We start from the raw sequence: 16,685 nt of genomic DNA, 5'->3' as shown, positions 1-16,685 counted from the left end.
ACACCCGACACCACCACCAGCACAAAAACACCGTGGATCGCTCCGGAGCAACTTCACAAACTTACCCGATCCTCCACTCCGAAGCAAATCCGTGTTTCAGGATTTTCATCGGTGGGAAGTGGTTCCCAACCTCTTCAGGAGCACTCAAAAGCGCTACCAGAATTGGTGTTGATTTTTGGGGGTTTGGCCGCCGTGGTTACCAGCTCTTCGCTGTCTCCCTCGCGGCGACTTAGAAAACAATACACCTGCTCCTGCTCCACCGCAAATCCCCCTGCCGGGAGGCCGCGATCCCCGCCATTCCGCGGCGAAACGGCCCATTGGCACCCCTGGAGGGCCATCCGCCGTCGCACTTCCTTTCTGTGTGCTGCAGCACAGTCCCAACGCCAGCCCCGGTATCGCAAGAGCACCCAGGCGCAACCACCCCAAACGGCGCCATTGCAAAAGGTCCGTTAAACCCAGAAGAGCCGGCAACCGTAAGGTTGCCGGCTCTTCTCAAGCAGCTGGTAGCAGCGGTGCTGGATTACCAGGAAGACTTGGTGATGCCCGGAAGTTCGCCCTTGTGGGCCATGTCGCGGAAACGGACACGTGAGATGCCGAACTTCTGGAAGGTGCCGCGGGGACGGCCGTCGATGATGTCGCGGTTACGCAGACGGATCGGGGACGCGTTGCGGGGCAGCTTCTGCAGGCCCAGGCGGGCTGCTTCGCGTGCTTCGTCGGTTGCGTTTTCGTCAACCAAGGTCTTCTTCAGCTCGAGGCGCTTTGCAGCGTAACGCTCAACGATGACCTTGCGCTGCTCGTTGCGAGCAATCTTGGACTTCTTAGCCATGTTTAGCGCTCCTCTCGGAATTCGACGTGCTGGCGGATCTTGGGGTCGTACTTCTTCAGGACCATGCGGTCCGGATCGTTACGACGGTTCTTGCGGGTTACGTAGGTGTAACCCGTGCCCGCAGTCGACTTGAGCTTGATGATCGGACGTACGTCCTTGTCCTTAGCCACTAGAGCTTCACCCCACGAGCCAGGATCTGGGCGACGACTACGTCGATGCCGCGTACGTCGATGGTCTTGATGCCACGTGCAGAGACCTGCAGCGTGACGTTACGGCGCAGGGACGGAACCCAGTAGCGCTTCTTCTGAATGTTCGGATCGAACCGGCGCTTGTTGCGGCGGTGCGAGTGCGAAATGCTGTGCCCAAAGCCCGGCTCGGCTCCGGTCACTTGGCAGTGTGCTGCCATGACTTCTCCTCAAGAATTGAAAGTAATGATCCGCATATCTGCTGCTGGACCATGCTGCTAAGGGCGACCCAAAAATGAAGAAGGGCAACGGTTAGTCACGCAACTTGAGCCCCTAACTACCGGCCACCCTGGAGAAATTACCGGGCAACCGGAGCAATTGCGCACGCTCCGCGCACTTAGCGCCTACCAAGTCTACGAGTTCACGCAATTAAAGACCAATCCGGCACCGGAGGGTGTATAAGCAGGCCCGTGGCTAGAGGCGAGTGAGCTCGGGGTACTTCGGCTTCAAGCCGTCGCCGGAGGACTTACCGGTCACCCTCCGGACAACCCAGGGACCGGCATATTCGCGGAACCAGCGGGCGTTTGCGCGGAGGGCGTCCACCCCACTGAGTTCGGGCACGGGGGTCATGGGCGGGATGTCGATCGAGTGGTCGTGTTCCAGGACGTCCAGCACGCGCCTGGCCATATTGGCGTGGCCTGCCGCGGACATGTGCATCCGGTCCTGCGCCCACATGCCCCAGTCGTAGTACTCGCTGAAGCGCCAGTAGTCCACCAGGAGCGCGCCGTGGTCTCCCGCAATGCCCCGGACCAGTTCGTTGTAGATGGCTGTACGTCCCCGCATGGTGCTGAACACCTTCGAGCCGCGGGCGTCGAAACCCGTGAACATGACCACGGTGGCACCGGTGGCGCGCAGTTTGGCGATGGCGTCGTCGTACTCCACCAGGAGGTCGTCAATATCGATCCTGGGGCGGAGGATGTCATTGGCGCCCGCGTAGATGGTCACCAGGGTGGGGTTAAGTTCGACGGCGGCGTCCACCTGCTCAGCCAGGATGTGGCGGAGTTTCCTGCCGCGGATGGCGAGGTTGGCGTATCCGAAGCCAGGGTCAGCGGCGCCCAGCTGCTCGGCCACGCGGTCCGCCCAGCCGCGGACACCGTTGGGGCGGGCGGGATCGTCGTCGCCCACGCCTTCCGTAAAGGAGTCTCCGAGGGCGACAAACCGGGAAGTAAAGTCCATCCGGTTAGTTTGCCACCCGTTGCCGGGAGCAACCAACCAGCTGACGGGTGGCCTAGTTTTCCCGGAGGATCCAGTGGTCCGTGTCCAGCCGGCCAACCACCTTTTCGCCGATCCTCGCCAGGTCCAGGACGTCCTGCTCAGTGAGGGCATCCAGGAACAGGTCACGAACGTCCTCGACGTGCCCGGGCGCGAGCCCCACGATGGTGGCCATCCCTTCCTCGGTCAGATGGGCGGTGGTGACGCGGGCATCATGGGGATGCGGCCGCCGCTCCACCCAGCCGCGCTTCTGCAGTTTGGTCACCACGTGCGACAGCCGGGAAAGGGACGCGCTGCTGCGGGCGGCGAGCTCGCTCATGGGCAGGAACCGGTCTTCCGCCTCGGAGAGCATCGCCAGGACGGTGTAGTCGAAGAGCGAGAGCTTTCCCGCGGCGTGGAGTTTGGTGTCCAGTGCTGCCGGCAGCAGGGTGTTAATGCTTACCAGGGCCAGCCAGGCACGGCGTTCGTCGGCGTTGAGCCAGCGCGGTTCGGTCATGACCCTCATTCTACGAGAGCAGCGTGGTTGATTCTTCAACTAGGCCCCGCGGCGGCCGGTAGGCTGGGGCCATGTATGTTGTCTCCCTGAGCTACCGGGTTCCGCAGGACATCGTGGACTTCCATAACGCCGGCCACATCGCCTGGCTGCAGAAGGCTTTCGACGACGGCGTTTTCATTGCGGCCGGCCGCAAGGTGCCCAGGACCGGGGGCCTGCTGCTCTCGCAGGCGGACCGCGCTGTCCTTGATGCCTGCCTGGAGCAGGATCCGTTCTATACGAATGGCGTGGCGGACTTCGAGGTCATGGAGTTCCACGCGGCCAGGGTGGCCCCGGGTTACGAGATCCTGCTGGACAGCTGAGCGTCCTGGCGGTTTAGGCTTTCTCTTCTAGGGCCTGAAGGTAGTGGAGGGAACATCCGTTGCCAGCTTTTTCAGTCCGCCCTTCCGCGGCACTCTGACCGGCTCCGGCCAGCGCGGGCCCAGCTCATCCCCCAGGGTGACGCCGCGCAGCTTGCGGCCGAAGAGCGGCAGGACCCAGTCGCGGATCCAGCGCCGCTGCTGCCGCTCCCATTCCCGCAGGCTGTGCCGGGCCGGCGGTTCCCAGTCCTTGGGCCGGATCTTGTGCGGCACCCCCAACTGGTCCAGCACTTGCCCCGCCAGGTACTTGTGCCCTGCCTTGGACATGTGGAGCCTGTCGGAGTCCCACATCCGCCGGTCATGGAACGCATCCAGGCACCAGTAGTCCACCAGCACCGCCCCGTACTTCCCGGCGATGGCCCGGACGTGCTGGTTGTAGTAGGTGTTGCGTTTCCTGAGAGGCTCCAGCAGTGCGGACACCTTGACGTCAAACCCCGTGAAAAGCACCACCGTTGCCCCCGTTTCCGCCAGTGCGGCCACGAGCTTTTCGTAGTCATCCATGAGCGCGGCCATGTCCGTTTTCACGTCCAGGATGTCGTTTCCGCCTGCATACAGCGTGACCAGCGAGGGCCGCATTCGCAGCGCCGGCTCCAGTTGCTCGTTGACGATATGCCGGAGCCGCTTGCTGCGGATGGCAAGGTTCGCATAGCGCCACCCGGGCTGGGCCTTGGCCAGCTTCTCCGCCACCCGGTCTGCCCACCCACGGACACCATTGGGCAACCGCTCGTCCCGGTCCCCGACCCCCTCCGTGAAAGAGTCCCCCAGGGCGACAAACACCCGCCTCCCGGAGTCAGGGAGCAAAGGTTGAGCAGTCACCAGCCAAGGCTAACGACCACAGAAGAAGGAAGAACGACGCCGGGGTGAACAGGAAGTGCAAGAGCGTCCGCAAAAGACCCGCATCGAGTGCGAGAGCGTCCCCGAAAAACCGGCAGGATCTGATGGAGCGTTGCCGGTTGCGGCCTAGCCAGCAACGAGCCGGGGCTACCCTTCGGCCTTGCCCTGCCGCCAGTACCCCATGAACGCCACCTGCTTCCGGTCGATCCCGACGTCCCGGACAAGGTACCGGCGCATGTCCTTGATGACGGCGGCTTCGCCGGCGATCCAGGCGTAGAAAGGCATGGCGCCGGCCGGCATGCCCGGGTTCTTGGTGGCCTGGATCTCGGAAGTCTCCATCCGCGCCGGCGTCTCCCAGAGGATGTCCACGTCCACGTTGACGTCCTCCGGCTCGGGGCCGGCGCCGCCGTCGGCCGCTTTGATGCCCACCCAGCCGGGCACGGGCACGGCCTTGCGCACGGCCGCCTGGAGCAGCTCTCCGTGCGGCCGGGACCGCCCGATGGACGCCCCGCGCGCCAGCCAGGTGATGTCGACGCCGGCGGGTGAAGTCAATTCCCTGAAGTCACCGGCTTCAGGGACCTCCAGGAACGCGTGCCCGGTCATGTACTCCGGCAGGCTTTCCAGGATGGCGGAGATGGCGGGGACGGATGTCTCGTCACCGGCCAGCAGGATGCGCTGCGCCAGCCCGGGCCGCCATTCGATGCCTGAGTAGGTTTCGGCCGTGACGCAGTGGGCAGCCCTGTTGTTGGGGCCGATGATGGTGATTGCGTCACCGGGCCGGGCGTTGAGGGCCCAGTTCGCGGCCGGCCCGCCGTTGCCAGCGTCGTCAAAGTGCATCACGAAGTCCACGTCGATCTCCGGGTACACCGAATCCAGGCGGGCCTGGCGGACGGTGTAGGTACGCATGGAACCGCGCACGGCAGGATCCATGGCCAGCCATTCCCGGTACCAGCCGGCCTGGCTCATTTCGAACACCGGGAGGGGCAGGTGGGTGCCGTCCGACGCGAGGGACGGGATCATGAGCTTGATCCGGAGGTCCAGGGTGTCGCCGTGGACGCCGAAATCCCGCAGCGAGTATCCGCCGAACGTGATCCTGCGGAAATTGGGGCTGAGCTCCTGGACTGAGGTGACGGTGACTTCGAACGCCAGGGTCATGGGCTCCGTGGAGGCGATGTCGCGGGTTTTCATGAAACGAGCTCCAGTTCGTTGGCGGGGACGTGGTGGCGGCCGATGGGAATGATCAGGGGGGTGCCGGAGACGGGGTCCGGGATGACGCGCGATTCGAGGCCGAAAACGCTGCGGACCAGCCCTTCCGTGACCACTTCAAGCGGGGACCCGACTGCCACCACGGCGCCGCCCTTCATGGCGATCACAGTGTCCGCGTACCGGGCGGCCAGGTTCAGGTCATGCAGGACGATGGCCACGGTGGTGCCGCGCTGGCGGTTCAGGTCCGTCACGAGGTCCAGGACCTCCACCTGGTGCGCGAGGTCCAGGTAGGTGGTGGGTTCGTCCAGGAGGAGAACGTCGGTCTCCTGCGCAAGGGCCATGGCGATCCAGACGCGCTGCCGCTGCCCGCCGGAAAGTTCGTCGACGTTCCGTTCGGCGAGGGCAAGGGTCTCGGTCGCTTCGAGCGCGCGCTGCACGGCGGTTTCGTCCCGTTCGCTCCAGCTGCGGAAGAAGCCCTGGTGGGGGTAGCGGCCGCGGCCCACCAGGTCCCTGACCGTGATGCCGTCCGGGGCAGTGGGGTGCTGTGGAAGGAGGCCCAGGGTACGGGCCAGTTCACGCGCCGGAAGGGAGTGGATGTCCTTGCCGTCCAGGGTTACGGCACCGGCCGCCGGCTTGAGGAGCCGGGACAGCCCGCGGAGGAGCGTGGACTTCCCGCAGGCGTTGGCGCCCACGATCATGGTCACCTTCCCCTCCGGAATCTCGGCGCTGAGGCCGTCCACCACGCAGCGCTGGTCGTACTTCAGTGTCAGGTCCTTGGCGTTGAGTACTGCCACCTCAGGCATCCTTTCGGTTGGCCGTGACCAGGAGCCACAGCAGGAACGGGGCACCGAGCGCACCGGTGATAACGCCCACCGGCAGAACGGTGCCGTCCAGCAGCAGGGGGGCCACGTTGGCGGCCACGTAGTCGGCCGCCAGGACAATCACGGCGCCCACAAGGGCCGACGCCGGGAGGCTGGCTTTACCGGTGAAGCGCCGGGCGATGGGACCGGCCAGGAAGGCGACGAACGAGACCGGCCCGGCTGCCGCCGTCGCCACCGCTGCCAGCGCGACGGCGGTGATCACCAGTGCCAGCCGGGTGGCACCTACCCTGATCCCCAGTCCGGCGGCGGCGTCGGGGCCGAGCTCCAGGATGCGCAGCGGTCCTGCGATGGCAACCACGGCGGGGAGCAGGACGGCGAGGGCCAGGGCAAGGACGCCCGCGCGGTCCCAGCTGGCGGAGTTCAGGGAACCGTTGAGCCAGACCAGGGCGTCCGCCGCGGTGCGGATGTCCGCGCGGGTCATCAGGAAGTTGACCACTGCGTGCAGTGCTGCGGCGATGCCCACACCGGCCAGGATGAGCCGGTTCCCGGCAGCATCGCCCCGGCCGCTTCCGCGCAGGGTGCCGCCGCTGGAAATGGCGTAAATGATGGCTGCCACGCCCAGCGCACCGCCCAGGGCCGCGCCGGAAACCGCTGCCCCGGATGCGCCGAAGACCACGATGGCAGTCACCGCCGCAGCGCTGGCCCCGTAGCTGATGCCGATGACGTCGGGACTGGCCAGCGGGTTGCGGAGCATGGTCTGGAACAGGGCGCCCGCCAAACCGAACGCGACCCCGATCATGGTGCCGATGACGGCCCGCGGCAGCTTGTTCTCCATCACGATGAAGCTGGCGCCGGGGATCTTTTCACCGCCGGTCAGGTGGGCGATGAGGATCCTGAAGAAGTCCGGGATGGTCACCGTGTAGCTGCCCAGCAGGACGGACACGGCGAACAGGACCACGACGACGGCGGCCAGGAGTGCGGTCCGGTTCAGCAGCAATCGTTTGCGGCGTTGGCCTGTCAGGTGTGGCCCCCCGGACCCTGTTTTGGGACCTCCCGGCGACAGCTCGACGCGGGATGTGGTGATGGTCACAGTCCGGCCCCCTTGCCGCGGCGGATCAGCCAGACGAAGACGGGTGCTCCGACGAGGGCGGTCATGATGCCGGCCGGGACTTCGCCGGGCAGGAGCACCACGCGGCCGATGATGTCCGCGCCGAGGAGGAGTGCCGGGGCCAGGACCAGGGAGAAGGGCAGGATCCAGCGGTAGTCCGGGCCGGTGAGGAAACGGACGGCGTGGGGGATGACCAGGCCCACGAAGGCGATGGGCCCGGCAAGCGCGGTGGCGGATCCGCACAGCAGCACAATGCCGAGCGCGGTGACGGCGCGGGACAGGCCTACCCGCTGGCCCAGGCCCCGGGCGATGTCGTCGCCCAAGGCCAGGCTGTTGAGGACGCGGCCGGTCAGAAGCACAATGAGGGCACCGGCGGCCAGGAAGGGCAGTCCGGAAAGCACCACGGACCAGTCGCGCCCGGCGATTCCGCCCACCTGCCAGAAGCGGAAGCGGTCCAGGGTGTCCTGGCTGGAGACCAGGATGACGTTCATCAGGGAGTAGAGGCCCGCGTTCAAAGCGGCGCCCGCCAGGGCGAGCTTCACCGGGGTGGCCCCGTCCCTGCCGAGCGAGGCAATGAGGTACACCACGACGGCGGCGGCAGCGGCCCCCACGAAGGCGAACCAGATGTAGCCGGAGAGCGAGCCGACGCCGAAGACGTAGATGCCGGTCACCACGGCGAGGGCCGCACCGGCGTTGACGCCCATGATGCCGGGGTCGGCCAGCGGGTTGCGGGCCACGCCCTGCATTGCTGCGCCGGCGAGGCCCAGCGCGCCGCCCGCCAGCAGGCCAAGGACGGTGCGGGGGATGCGGGCGTGTACCACGGCATGGTCGCCGTTGGCGGGATCAAACGCGGTGAGCGCCTGCCAAACGGTGGCCAGGGGAAGGCCACGCGCACCGATAGCGAGGGAGGCCCCGGCAAGCAGGGCAAGTACGACGACGGCGGCCAGCAGCCAGGCGGCGCGCGGCCCCCCGAACGCGCGGCCGCGGGTTCCGGCAGGTGCCGCTCCCGGCACCAAAGTGCCGGGAGCGGGCTCACGGCGCGCCGCCGTCGTCGTACTCCCCGTCATGGAACTGTGCCTACTTCACCGCATCCGCGGCACTGGCAAGCTGCGGCAGGAATGTGTCCAGCGACCACGGCAGGCTCAGCGGGGAGGACGCGGAGATGGACAGGGTCAGGGTGTTGTCCGAGTCGGCAACCAGCGCGCCGTTCTTGATGGCGGGGATCTGGCCCAGCAGGGGGTCCGATTTGATGGAATCGGTGGTGGCGGCGTCCGGAACCCAGGTCACGAAAATATCGGACTCGAGCTCGTTGGCCTTTTCAGCGGACCAGGGGATGAAGAATTCCTTGGAGCCCTTGGAATTTTCCTCCACCACGGGCGCCAGCTCCATGCCAATTTCGGAGAGGAAGCGGGGACGGTTGTCATTGGCGGTGTAGACGTTGACGCCCTCAGCCGATGCCGGCTCCAGATTGCCGTAGATGAAGCTCTTGCCGGTGATCTGCGGGTACTCGGCAACCTTTTCCTTGATGGTGGCCTCGGTGTCGGAGACCAGCTTGGCGGCTTCGGCCTCCTTGCCGAGGGCCTTGCCAATGATGGAGGTGGAGTCCTGCCAGGAGGTCCCATAGGCCAGTTCAGGGTGGGCCACCACCGGCGCGATTTCGGTGAGCTTCTTGTAGTCCTCCTCGGTGAGGCCCGAGTACGCGGCAAGGATGACGTCCGGGGTGAGCTTGGCGATCTCGGTGAAGTTGATGCCGTCCGCCTCGGAGTACTGCACCGGGGCTTTGTCCGAGCCGAATCCGGCGCCGAGTTCCTCCAGCGCTGCGTCCTTCCACGGGGTGGAGCCCTGCTCGTTGCCGCCCCATTCGTTCTTGGGCACGCCCACCGGCACAACACCGAGGGCAATGGCGACGTCGTCATTGACCCAGGAGACAGTGGCCACCCGCGTGGGCTGCTCCTCGATGATGGTTTCGCCGTAGACATGCTCGATGGTGACGGGGAACTGCGAGCTGCTGGAGCTGGAGGCGCTGGTGTCGGCGGAGGAGGACGCTGGTCCTGTGGAGCAGGCGGACAGGGTAAGTGCCGCGGCGGCCAGGACGGCCGTGGCCTTGCCGGCTGATTTGAACAGCGTGCGGCGCGTGGCGCTCGGCCCGGGGAAGAGGGGGGAAGTCACGGAACTCCTTAAGTCATGAAGCGAACTTAAGTAAGGCTAGCCTACCCTCCAGTTGATTACGCAACGTTTCCATGCCTTATTCCCTTTCGTGACGAAGGACACAGCCCTGCCCCCGCCGACCCTCTCGCACTTAATGCAGGAAATCCCCAAACGCTCTATCGCCGGTGAGAGAGCGTTTGGGGAAATGCCGCATTAAGTGAGAGAGGGTCGTGGTCAGCGGTAGGAGAAGCTCATCAGCAGAGCTTTCAGGGTTCGGCCTTCAGCACCCCAGTACCAGGCTTTCGCCTCCTCATCATTGGCGAACGGCGTAGCGGTGAGCACCACGTCTGCAGACAGGATGCGCTCGCCGAGCATGATGAGCCCGTCCTGCACCTTCCCGTCCGGCGAGACGGGCAGTCCTGCAGTGAGCCCCATCCGATAATTGGCAGCGCCGCCACTGCGGTCCACGAAGAACGATGAATGGGGCGTTGGGACGGACTTCCCCACCAGTCCCGGTACCGGGTCCGTCTCGAGTACGGTCCGGTCGGCGGCGCTGGCCACGACGTCGGCGATTTCTCCGGTGTAGACGCTGACCCGCAGCTGGCCGGCGGGATCGTACACCGACGCAGTCCCCACAAACGGCGAGGCGGATGCTTCGAAGAGCTCCACCCGCCAGTCGGCCGGGTGCTGGAACGAGAGCCGGCCGTCCGGGAAGGTGAAGGTTGCCGGGGCGGCGGCGGGAGCGGTGGAGGCGGGGGCGGACGACGGCGGCTGGCTCGCCGTGGGTGCCTGAACGGCAGGGCTTTCGGGGGTGCTCCCGCTCCCCGCCGGACCGCCTGCCGCGCAGGCCGAGAGGAACAGTACCGCGCCGGCGATTGGCGCGGAGAAGAGGGCGGTGGAAAGGAGGGCGGTGCGTTGCGGCGGGCGCATGGGAGGGCCTTTCAAGAGGACGCCATCGTTCTCTTGGGGAACAGGGCGGAACCCAGCATTCCGCAGTACCTATGGGATTTACTCAGGCGGATGAGGTGGTAAAGCCCAGAGTGGCACAGCAGAATTACCCGTCACCAGAGCTTCCGCAATAAATCCATCAATTTGTTATATAGGCCTGGTCAGGGCGTCAGCGCAGGACAATGTCCACCGGGTTCGCTTCCGACCGCCATGCCCCCTCTTCGCCCGGCCGCGGTGTGATGACCGGTGCTGTGAGCACTCCCGAGCGGTTGGTGCGCTTGTCCCGGAGGATTTCCGTGACGGAACCAAGGTGCCGGGAGAGGTCAATGACGTTCTCGGGGGCGGCCAGCAGCAGCTGGAACCCGAATTCGTGCAGCGCCTTGATCCCGGCGCCCGCGAACTCCTCGGAAGCAAGCACAAAGGCCTCGTCCATCATCACGGTGCCGTACGTGGTGAAGCCCTGCTCCGCGATGCCCAGCTGGTAGCTCAGCGCGGCAGCCATAATGAAGGCCGTGAACCGCTGGCGCTCCCCGCCGGACATGGATCCGGTATCCGCGTGCATGAACACCTCGGACTTCTTCGCTCCACCCTTCTTGCCGGACGCCGGCTGGGCAACTTCGCGGTGCTCCTTGCACTGGATGAACAGGTGCCCGCGCACGTCCAGCACCTCGGCCCTCCACCGCCGGTCCTCCGGCGCCTGCGAGCCCAGCCGCTTCACCAGCGTCTCCAGAGACTTGTAGCGGGCGGTGAGCTCGGCGTCGTCATCCCTTTCCCCGCCTACTTCCACGCCTGTTTCCAGGCCTGTGGTGACTTTCCTGGACGCTTCGGATTTGGCCGGGCGGGTATGCCGGGCCTTCAGGGCGTTCTGGATCGCGTCCTTGAACTGCTTGGCTGTGGGAGGCAGCGTCTGCTTGATGTCCAGTTCAAGGAAGCTCCCCTCGTGGAAGTTGACCTGCGACAGGATGCCGTTGAGCGGCAGGATGCGGCTGGTGATGGAGCGCCGCTCCTCATCCAGCAGGTGCAGGAGCGTGCTGAAGGACTCGTGCGTGCGCTGGTTGAAGAACTGGCGGAACTCCGCTTCCTGGGCGGGGAGGCCGTCGCTCACAATCGCGTGGTAGCGCGTCTCAAACTCGCCGGCAGCACCGATCGTGGTGCCGTGGTCTGCCGAGATGGCGCTCCCCCAGTCACGCACGAACGCCTCGAAGATGCGTGTAAGCCGCTCGGCGGTGGCCTGCCCGCGGGACTCGGCCGTGTGCAGTTCCGCCAGCAGGGCGGTGCGCACCCGGTTGGAAAGGTTGTCCAGCTCGTGCATCTCCGTCACATCGCCGAAATCGGCAAAGTATGGATCCAGGGCAGTGACGGTGGCGTCCGACGGCGGCGCCTGGGCCAGGCGCTGGCGGGCACCTTCCAGCAGGGAATCCGCAGCGGTCAGCTGCCGGTCCAGTGCCTTGTACTCGCTCTGCAGCACGGCAGCGGCCTCGGTACTGGACTGGTGTTTCTGCCGCACGTCCTCGATGCTGGCGCGCAGCGGTTCCAGGTCCGCCTGTGCCGCCAGGGCATCCTTCAGCCGCTGCTCGAGCCGGGCGAGCTCCTCGGCCGCGACCGCCGCCGACACCTGGTCCCAGGAACGGTGGTCCTCAGCGATGCGGCGCAGGGCCTCAAGCTGCCGGGCCATGCCCTGGTGCGAGTCTTCCCGGCTCTGCGCCAGCTCTGCCGCCTTGGCCACTTCCTGCCGCAGGTCCTCCGCCTGCCCGGCAACAAGTTCCAGCTTGGCGGCGTTGTCGAACCCGAGGACGTAATCCTGCCGGCTGGTGAAACGGTCGTCCTTTTCCACGGTGTGGCGGTTGCGCTTCACCACGCCGCCCAGGCTGAGGCCGCGGTCCAGTGAGGCCAGCTCGTCCGGGTCCTCTACGCAGGGGTAGGCGAAGTCCAGTGCGATGCGCTCACGGATCCAGGAGCCTGCCTCGGCCGCGACGCCCGTGGTGAGGATGTCCAGCTTGGTCAGCAGGTCGCCGTCGCGCACGTCCTCAAGCGCCAGCGCGCCGCCGGACAGTGGCTTGGACACGTCCACGGCCCGCAGCGCGCCGCGCACGGCGTGACCGTTGAGGTACCGGGTGACTGCCGCGAAGTGCTCGCCCGGCACCAGCAGCGTGGTGGCCAGGTTGCGGAGCGCCCGCTCGGCGGCCGGGCGCCACTTCTCCTGCTCCTCGGCGAGGTCCATCAGTTCACCGGCGAACGGCATCCGGTCCTCCGGGATGCCGGTTGCGGCGGCAATCGCAGCCCGGTTTTCAATGCTCGACGGCGGCAGCAGCGACTTGCGCGTCTTCAGGGACACGAGTTCCTGCTCAGCCGCGGCCAGTTCGCGCTTCTTGGTTGCGTGCGCGTCGAAGGCCTCGAAGCGGAGTTCCTGGAGGGCCCGGGAGTCACTGTTGAGCTCCGCGGACCTTGCTGCCGCCTGCTCGTGCGCCTGCTCCCAGCCGTCCTCGGTCCAGTCAAGCTGCAGGCCGGCGTCGGCCAGCGCCTGGCGCGCCGTCTCCTCCACCTGCTGGCGGAGCTTCAGCCCAACACGGGCGTTTTCCAGGGACTGCTCGATCGCGGAGATGGCGTTGCCGCCCTGGTTGTTGTAATCCGCTTCCAGCTGGCGCAGGTCCTTGGCCAGGCCGTCCCGGACAGTCCGCTCAGCACCCAGCTCCCTGGCCTTTGCCTGGGCCAATCCCTTGAAGCGCTCAAGCAATCCCTGGTGGACCGTGACGGCCAGCTTCTGCTTGTAGGCCTCGAACTCCTCGCCGGCGAGGTCCCGCAGCCTGTTGGCGTCCAGCAGCGCCTGGGCATACTCCCGGTTCAGCCCGGGAACCGGGGCCAGCTGGTCCCGCTGCTGCCGGACGTCCTCCAGCCGCTGCCGGATGGACATCAGGTTGCTGAATTCCTCCACCACGTCGTCCGCCGCCGCGAGGGTGGCCGGGGCGTCCAGGACCTGGTCGCGGAAGAACGTGTTGACGCTGCCGCCCAGGCCCTTGCCGGCCTGGATGACGCGCAGGAGCGGAAGGGCCTGGTCCGAGTTGATGCCCAGCAGCCGGCGGAACCGCTCGGCGAAGGCCTTGTGGACGTCGAAAACCTGCGCATCGGGAAAGATCGTCTCCAGCGCAGCCTTGGTGAACCGCTTGTCCGCGATGCCTTCGAGGGCTTCCAGGTCCAGCGGGTCGTGGTCGATGACGTAGAAACGTCCGACGCTCGACTCCGTGCCGTTCTTGGGGAGATCGAACAGTGCCGAGACGGTCACCCGCGTGCCGGCCGCGTTATCGAACGTCAGGGCGACGGCGGACCATGTGGCGCCCGGCCGCTGGAAGGCACTCGCCGAGCCCTCACCCACAGCCTTGTCCCCCACCTTGCCCCGCATGTAGGTGAAGGTGGTCCGCTTGTCCTCAACGGCTCCGCCCGAACGCTGGGCAGCGGCCTCGTTGGACCTGGGCCGGGCATCGAAGACCCGCAGCATGGCATCGAACAGCGTGGACTTGCCCACGCCCGAATTGCCCGTCAGCAGCGTGCCGTTGCGGTCCACGTGCATCGTGTGGGCTCCGTGGAACGTGCCCCAGTTGACCACCTGCACCAGGGCAAGGCGCATCTGGCCGGGGTTTGTCAGCTCACCCATCGGGAGCATGGAAGCGATGCTCACTGGGCGTCCTCCGTGTCCGTGTCGCTCTCCGGGGACGCGGCTGCTCCGTTGTCGAACTCCAGGAGCGCCTCCGTGCCCGCGGGGTCTGTGGTTGCTGCCACCAGGGCCTCTATCTGGGCGGGGATGTCGCCGATGTTCTCGAACGGGAGGGCCAGGGGCAGGGCGTTGGAGATGGTGTAGACGTCGTCCAGTCCTGTGGGGAGGAGGAGCTGGCGGGCCAGGAGCTTGGTGATGGCCCTGTTCACCACGTCCGAGTCCCGCAGGGCGTCCTGCTGGCCGGCGGGCTGGTAGTGCGCCACCAGGTCGGCGATTTCCTCGCGGGTGATGGTGGGGTCGGTCTGCGCGGTGACGTGGCGGTCCAGCAGCAGGCGCAGGCGGAGCAGCACGATGGTCTCCACCCGGCTGAGGGCGCGCTGCTGCCGCAGGATGCTGGAGCGGGTGCTGCCGCCGATGGCGTCGGGGTCCACCGGGCGCAGGACGGCGATCTTGCGCTCATGGTCCAGCTCCATGGTGAGGAACAGCTCGGACAGCCGGCTCCGCAGGATCACCTGGTTGTCCAGCAGGACAGTCCAGAGCTTTTCGTCCCGGCCACCGTCCACATAGGGGCCCTTGAGGAGCTTCACCAGCGCCTGCCGCACCTTCATGGACAGCACTCCGGTATCGCCCGGGAAGAGCGCGGCGCCGTCAACGAACGTGTCGCGGGGCGTGACGGCGAAAGGCCGCTCCGCCGTCGTCGTGGTTGTCTCTTCAGTCATCAGGATCCTTTGGAAGCGTGACCAGCGGAAGGTAGGCCCTGCGCGTGGTGCCGTCTATCTGTTCGTAGTCCAGTGCCTCAAGGCCCTGCTTGTCGAAGCCAGCGCCGGCGTGGAGGGCGTGCGAGAGGAGCGCGCGGATGGTGTTGATGTGCTGTTCTCCGGGCGGCAGCTGCTGCCACGCCTCGGAAAGGGTGGAGGCGCCGGCCAGGGCGGCCCGCACCACTTCCGGCTTCGCCTTGCCGGTCCTCGGCGAGCGCACCCGGTCGGAGTCGCTGAAGGCGATGGGATCGGCCAGTTTGGGCGGGGCGGCGAACTCGTCGGGATCGAAGAGCTTCACCATGGACAGCGATTCGAACCCCGCGTTGAACAGGACCGGACCGGGGACCAGGCCAGGGCGTTCCCGCTCATACGGAAGGGACCTGATGGCCTGCTCGGCCTCCCGCAGGACCTGGCGGAGCCGGACGGACTGGCGGAAGTCGTCACTCTGGACGTAGGTATTGAGGCTTTCGCTGAGCTTGCCGTAGATCCGCTGGATCTGGCTGTGCTGCTGGCGCAGTTCCGCCACCAGGTTCTTCAGGGTTTCCCGGTCCTCCGGCGACAGGTCGTCGGCGAACTGCCGGCCCAGGACCTCCCCGATGGCGGACCTAAACCGCAGTTGCTGCTGCGGATCCTCGAGGAAGGCGGTGAAGGACCGGAACGTCCTGCCCTCCGGACTTTGCCGGAGGCGTTTGTCCGCCTCCAGCACCTGGGCCATGGTGGCGCCCTTGGTCAGCGACTCCTCGATGATCTGGTTGCGCAGTTCGCCCACCAGTTCCTCGATCCGGTCACGCATCTTCTTGTAGTCGGCGGGCAGGCTCGCCGCCAGGTCCAGAATGTTTCCCGCGGCCTCCACCGCCTCGTCGTCATCCAGCAGTCCGTCGAACTCGCCGCTGCTGATGTCCTGGATCAGCTGCTGGCGTTCTTCGATCTCCTCTTCCAGGGACTCCAGCCGGGCGCTCTGGTCCGGGTTGGTCTCGTTGGCAAGCTTTTCGACGTCCCCCAGCAGCGTGCCCAGGCGGGACCCGTTGAGCGTGGACCGTTCGCTGGAGAGGCTGTCCAGGAACGCCAGCACGCGTGCCGCGGGTTCCGTCACCTCGTAGACGATCTGGCCGGACTGGTTGCGCCGCGTCAGGAACTGGCGGCGCGTCCATTCGTCGCCAAAGGACTTCCCGTTCGCCCCTCCACCCAGCCCGGGGTCCTGGCGGCGGAGCTCCTCAAGGAAGGAGTCGACGTCGGCATGGAATTCCTCCAGCGGCAGCTGCGGCCGGGTGCGGGTAAAGGATGCCTGCAGTACCGCGATCACCCAGGGGGCCGAGCGCGTCAGCGCCCAGGCAGGTCCTTTAGTGAGGAGTTCGAGGTCCCGAAGCCGGGCGCTGATGGCATCAGCGGATGACCTGGCGGAGCGGGGCACGCACTCTCCTTGGACTGTTTGCGGGGGCTGGGCGGCGGCCTGGATCGGAAAACCGCCAACTACAAGGTTAACGCAGGCGCCGCGACCACTCCGTGACCTACTTGGCGGTAGTGTTTCGATCCCATATCAACAGGGCTTCCGGGCGGCTGTGGCTCTGGCTGGAAAGGGAGGCTCCCCCTACGCTCGTGCTACTGGTCTCAACCAACTCTTAACACATGCAACGTCGCAGCAGGGGGACTCATGCCGTTCGATCTGACAGCAGTGGACAACGCCACTTTGGTGTTCGTGGGCACGCTCGTATTCGGGTTTATCCTGGCCGCTTTCGTCCTGGTCTCGGGACTGGTGGCACTGGTCCTTCTGGGGGCCGGAAAGTTGAGCTGGACGCTGGCGTCCAAAACGCTCCTGGCCGTGGTCCACGGGATCAATGCAGGGTGGGACAGGCTGGTGCACCACGCTGCCACGGTGGACGTTGCAGGCGATTTCCAGGCCCAGGCATCCCCTAGCACCGGAACCTACCCGCGGGTAATCTTGAGGGACAGCTGAAGGG

At 66.4% G+C, this 16,685-nt stretch carries 17 protein-coding genes; 2 read left to right on the top strand and 15 right to left on the bottom strand.

Going from position 1 to position 16,685, the window contains the following annotated elements:
• Positions 1–520: 520 nt before the first annotated feature.
• The 5 genes from rpsN to IEX33_RS19040 all read right to left on the bottom strand — a co-directional run bounded on the left by rpsN (position 521) and on the right by IEX33_RS19040 (position 2,779).
• A complete protein-coding gene (gene rpsN / locus IEX33_RS19060; RefSeq protein WP_009358853.1) occupies positions 521–826 on the bottom strand; it encodes a 30S ribosomal protein S14 in 306 nt (101 codons plus the stop codon).
• A 2-nt stretch (positions 827–828) separates the two neighbouring features.
• Complete coding sequence (gene rpmG / locus IEX33_RS19055) at positions 829–996, bottom strand: 50S ribosomal protein L33 (protein WP_013602737.1); 168 nt, start codon at positions 994–996, stop codon at positions 829–831.
• Positions 996–1,232, bottom strand: coding sequence for a 50S ribosomal protein L28 (gene rpmB, locus IEX33_RS19050; RefSeq protein WP_013602738.1), 237 nt, complete (start codon positions 1,230–1,232; stop codon positions 996–998). Before rpmB ends, rpmG begins: the two co-directional genes overlap by 1 nt.
• Before the next feature lie 253 nt (positions 1,233–1,485).
• On the bottom strand, positions 1,486–2,247 hold the full coding sequence (locus tag IEX33_RS19045) for an SGNH/GDSL hydrolase family protein (RefSeq protein WP_188732445.1): 762 nt from the start codon (positions 2,245–2,247) through the stop codon (positions 1,486–1,488).
• Positions 2,248–2,299: 52 nt separating this feature from the next.
• The gene (locus IEX33_RS19040) at positions 2,300–2,779 is read right to left on the bottom strand and encodes a MarR family winged helix-turn-helix transcriptional regulator (protein WP_188732444.1); all 480 of its coding nucleotides are present in this window, start codon (positions 2,777–2,779) and stop codon (positions 2,300–2,302) included.
• 71 nt (positions 2,780–2,850) lie between these two features.
• Between IEX33_RS19040 and IEX33_RS19035 the strand changes: the two genes are divergently transcribed.
• Entirely contained in the window at positions 2,851–3,138 is a 288-nt protein-coding gene (locus tag IEX33_RS19035; protein ID WP_188732443.1) for a YciI family protein, read from the top strand.
• Between the two features lie 27 nt (positions 3,139–3,165).
• On the opposite strand, the gene IEX33_RS19030 is transcribed toward IEX33_RS19035, so the two are convergent.
• The 10 genes from IEX33_RS19030 to IEX33_RS18985 form a co-directional block, all read right to left on the bottom strand.
• Positions 3,166–4,011 (bottom strand): SGNH/GDSL hydrolase family protein, encoded by an 846-nt coding sequence (locus IEX33_RS19030; RefSeq protein ID WP_188732442.1) that lies wholly within the window; start codon positions 4,009–4,011, stop codon positions 3,166–3,168.
• A 165-nt stretch (positions 4,012–4,176) separates the two neighbouring features.
• Positions 4,177–5,217, bottom strand: coding sequence for a siderophore-interacting protein (locus IEX33_RS19025; RefSeq protein ID WP_188732441.1), 1,041 nt, complete (start codon positions 5,215–5,217; stop codon positions 4,177–4,179).
• Positions 5,214–6,029 carry an ABC transporter ATP-binding protein gene (locus tag IEX33_RS19020; protein ID WP_229675460.1) on the bottom strand — a complete coding sequence of 272 codons (816 nt, stop codon included), beginning with the start codon at positions 6,027–6,029 and terminating at the stop codon, positions 5,214–5,216. Before IEX33_RS19020 ends, IEX33_RS19025 begins: the two co-directional genes overlap by 4 nt.
• 1 nt (position 6,030) lies before the next feature.
• Positions 6,031–7,077, bottom strand: a complete 1,047-nt coding sequence (locus tag IEX33_RS19015) for a FecCD family ABC transporter permease (protein ID WP_377090104.1) — start codon at positions 7,075–7,077, stop codon at positions 6,031–6,033.
• 65 nt (positions 7,078–7,142) lie between these two features.
• Positions 7,143–8,231, bottom strand: a complete 1,089-nt coding sequence (locus tag IEX33_RS19010) for a FecCD family ABC transporter permease (RefSeq protein ID WP_188732439.1) — start codon at positions 8,229–8,231, stop codon at positions 7,143–7,145.
• Between the two features lie 10 nt (positions 8,232–8,241).
• Positions 8,242–9,333 carry an iron-siderophore ABC transporter substrate-binding protein gene (locus tag IEX33_RS19005; RefSeq protein WP_188732438.1) on the bottom strand — a complete coding sequence of 364 codons (1,092 nt, stop codon included), beginning with the start codon at positions 9,331–9,333 and terminating at the stop codon, positions 8,242–8,244.
• Between the two features lie 213 nt (positions 9,334–9,546).
• The gene (locus tag IEX33_RS19000; RefSeq protein ID WP_188732437.1) at positions 9,547–10,242 is read right to left on the bottom strand and encodes a hypothetical protein; all 696 of its coding nucleotides are present in this window, start codon (positions 10,240–10,242) and stop codon (positions 9,547–9,549) included.
• A 187-nt stretch (positions 10,243–10,429) separates the two neighbouring features.
• Positions 10,430–13,933 carry an ATP-binding protein gene (locus IEX33_RS18995; protein ID WP_188732436.1) on the bottom strand — a complete coding sequence of 1,168 codons (3,504 nt, stop codon included), beginning with the start codon at positions 13,931–13,933 and terminating at the stop codon, positions 10,430–10,432.
• On the bottom strand, positions 13,930–14,688 hold the full coding sequence (locus IEX33_RS18990; RefSeq protein WP_188732435.1) for a DUF4194 domain-containing protein: 759 nt from the start codon (positions 14,686–14,688) through the stop codon (positions 13,930–13,932). Before IEX33_RS18990 ends, IEX33_RS18995 begins: the two co-directional genes overlap by 4 nt.
• Positions 14,681–16,138, bottom strand: a complete 1,458-nt coding sequence (locus IEX33_RS18985; RefSeq protein WP_188732434.1) for a DUF3375 family protein — start codon at positions 16,136–16,138, stop codon at positions 14,681–14,683. The genes IEX33_RS18990 and IEX33_RS18985 overlap by 8 nt, the downstream gene beginning before the upstream one ends.
• Before the next feature lie 240 nt (positions 16,139–16,378).
• On the opposite strand from IEX33_RS18985, the gene IEX33_RS18980 reads away from it, so the two are divergent.
• Positions 16,379–16,681, top strand: a complete 303-nt coding sequence (locus tag IEX33_RS18980) for a hypothetical protein (protein WP_104189940.1) — start codon at positions 16,379–16,381, stop codon at positions 16,679–16,681.
• Positions 16,682–16,685: the final 4 nt, after the last annotated feature.

It is taken from the genome of Pseudarthrobacter scleromae, assembly GCF_014644515.1.
GTDB classification, from domain to species: domain Bacteria; phylum Actinomycetota; class Actinomycetes; order Actinomycetales; family Micrococcaceae; genus Arthrobacter; species Arthrobacter scleromae.
The sequence above is the reverse complement of the archived record's forward strand: the minus strand, read 5'-3'. Positions and strand labels throughout refer to the sequence as shown.

Bases quoted from the DNA above. Each gene is read 5' to 3' on its own strand.
- rpsN (WP_009358853.1), bottom strand. From the start codon at position 826: ATGGCTAAGAAGTCCAAGATTGCTCGCAACGAGCAGCGCAAGGTCATC.
- rpmB (WP_013602738.1), bottom strand. From the start codon at position 1,232: ATGGCAGCACACTGCCAAGTGACCGGAGCCGAGCCGGGCTTTGGGCAC.
- IEX33_RS19045 (WP_188732445.1), bottom strand. From the start codon at position 2,247: ATGGACTTTACTTCCCGGTTTGTCGCCCTCGGAGACTCCTTTACGGAA.
- IEX33_RS19040 (WP_188732444.1), bottom strand. From the start codon at position 2,779: ATGACCGAACCGCGCTGGCTCAACGCCGACGAACGCCGTGCCTGGCTG.
- IEX33_RS19035 (WP_188732443.1), top strand. From the start codon at position 2,851: ATGTATGTTGTCTCCCTGAGCTACCGGGTTCCGCAGGACATCGTGGAC.
- IEX33_RS19025 (WP_188732441.1), bottom strand. From the start codon at position 5,217: ATGAAAACCCGCGACATCGCCTCCACGGAGCCCATGACCCTGGCGTTC.
- IEX33_RS19010 (WP_188732439.1), bottom strand. From the start codon at position 8,231: ATGACGGGGAGTACGACGACGGCGGCGCGCCGTGAGCCCGCTCCCGGC.
- IEX33_RS19000 (WP_188732437.1), bottom strand. From the start codon at position 10,242: ATGCGCCCGCCGCAACGCACCGCCCTCCTTTCCACCGCCCTCTTCTCC.
- IEX33_RS18990 (WP_188732435.1), bottom strand. From the start codon at position 14,688: ATGACTGAAGAGACAACCACGACGACGGCGGAGCGGCCTTTCGCCGTC.
- IEX33_RS18980 (WP_104189940.1), top strand. From the start codon at position 16,379: ATGCCGTTCGATCTGACAGCAGTGGACAACGCCACTTTGGTGTTCGTG.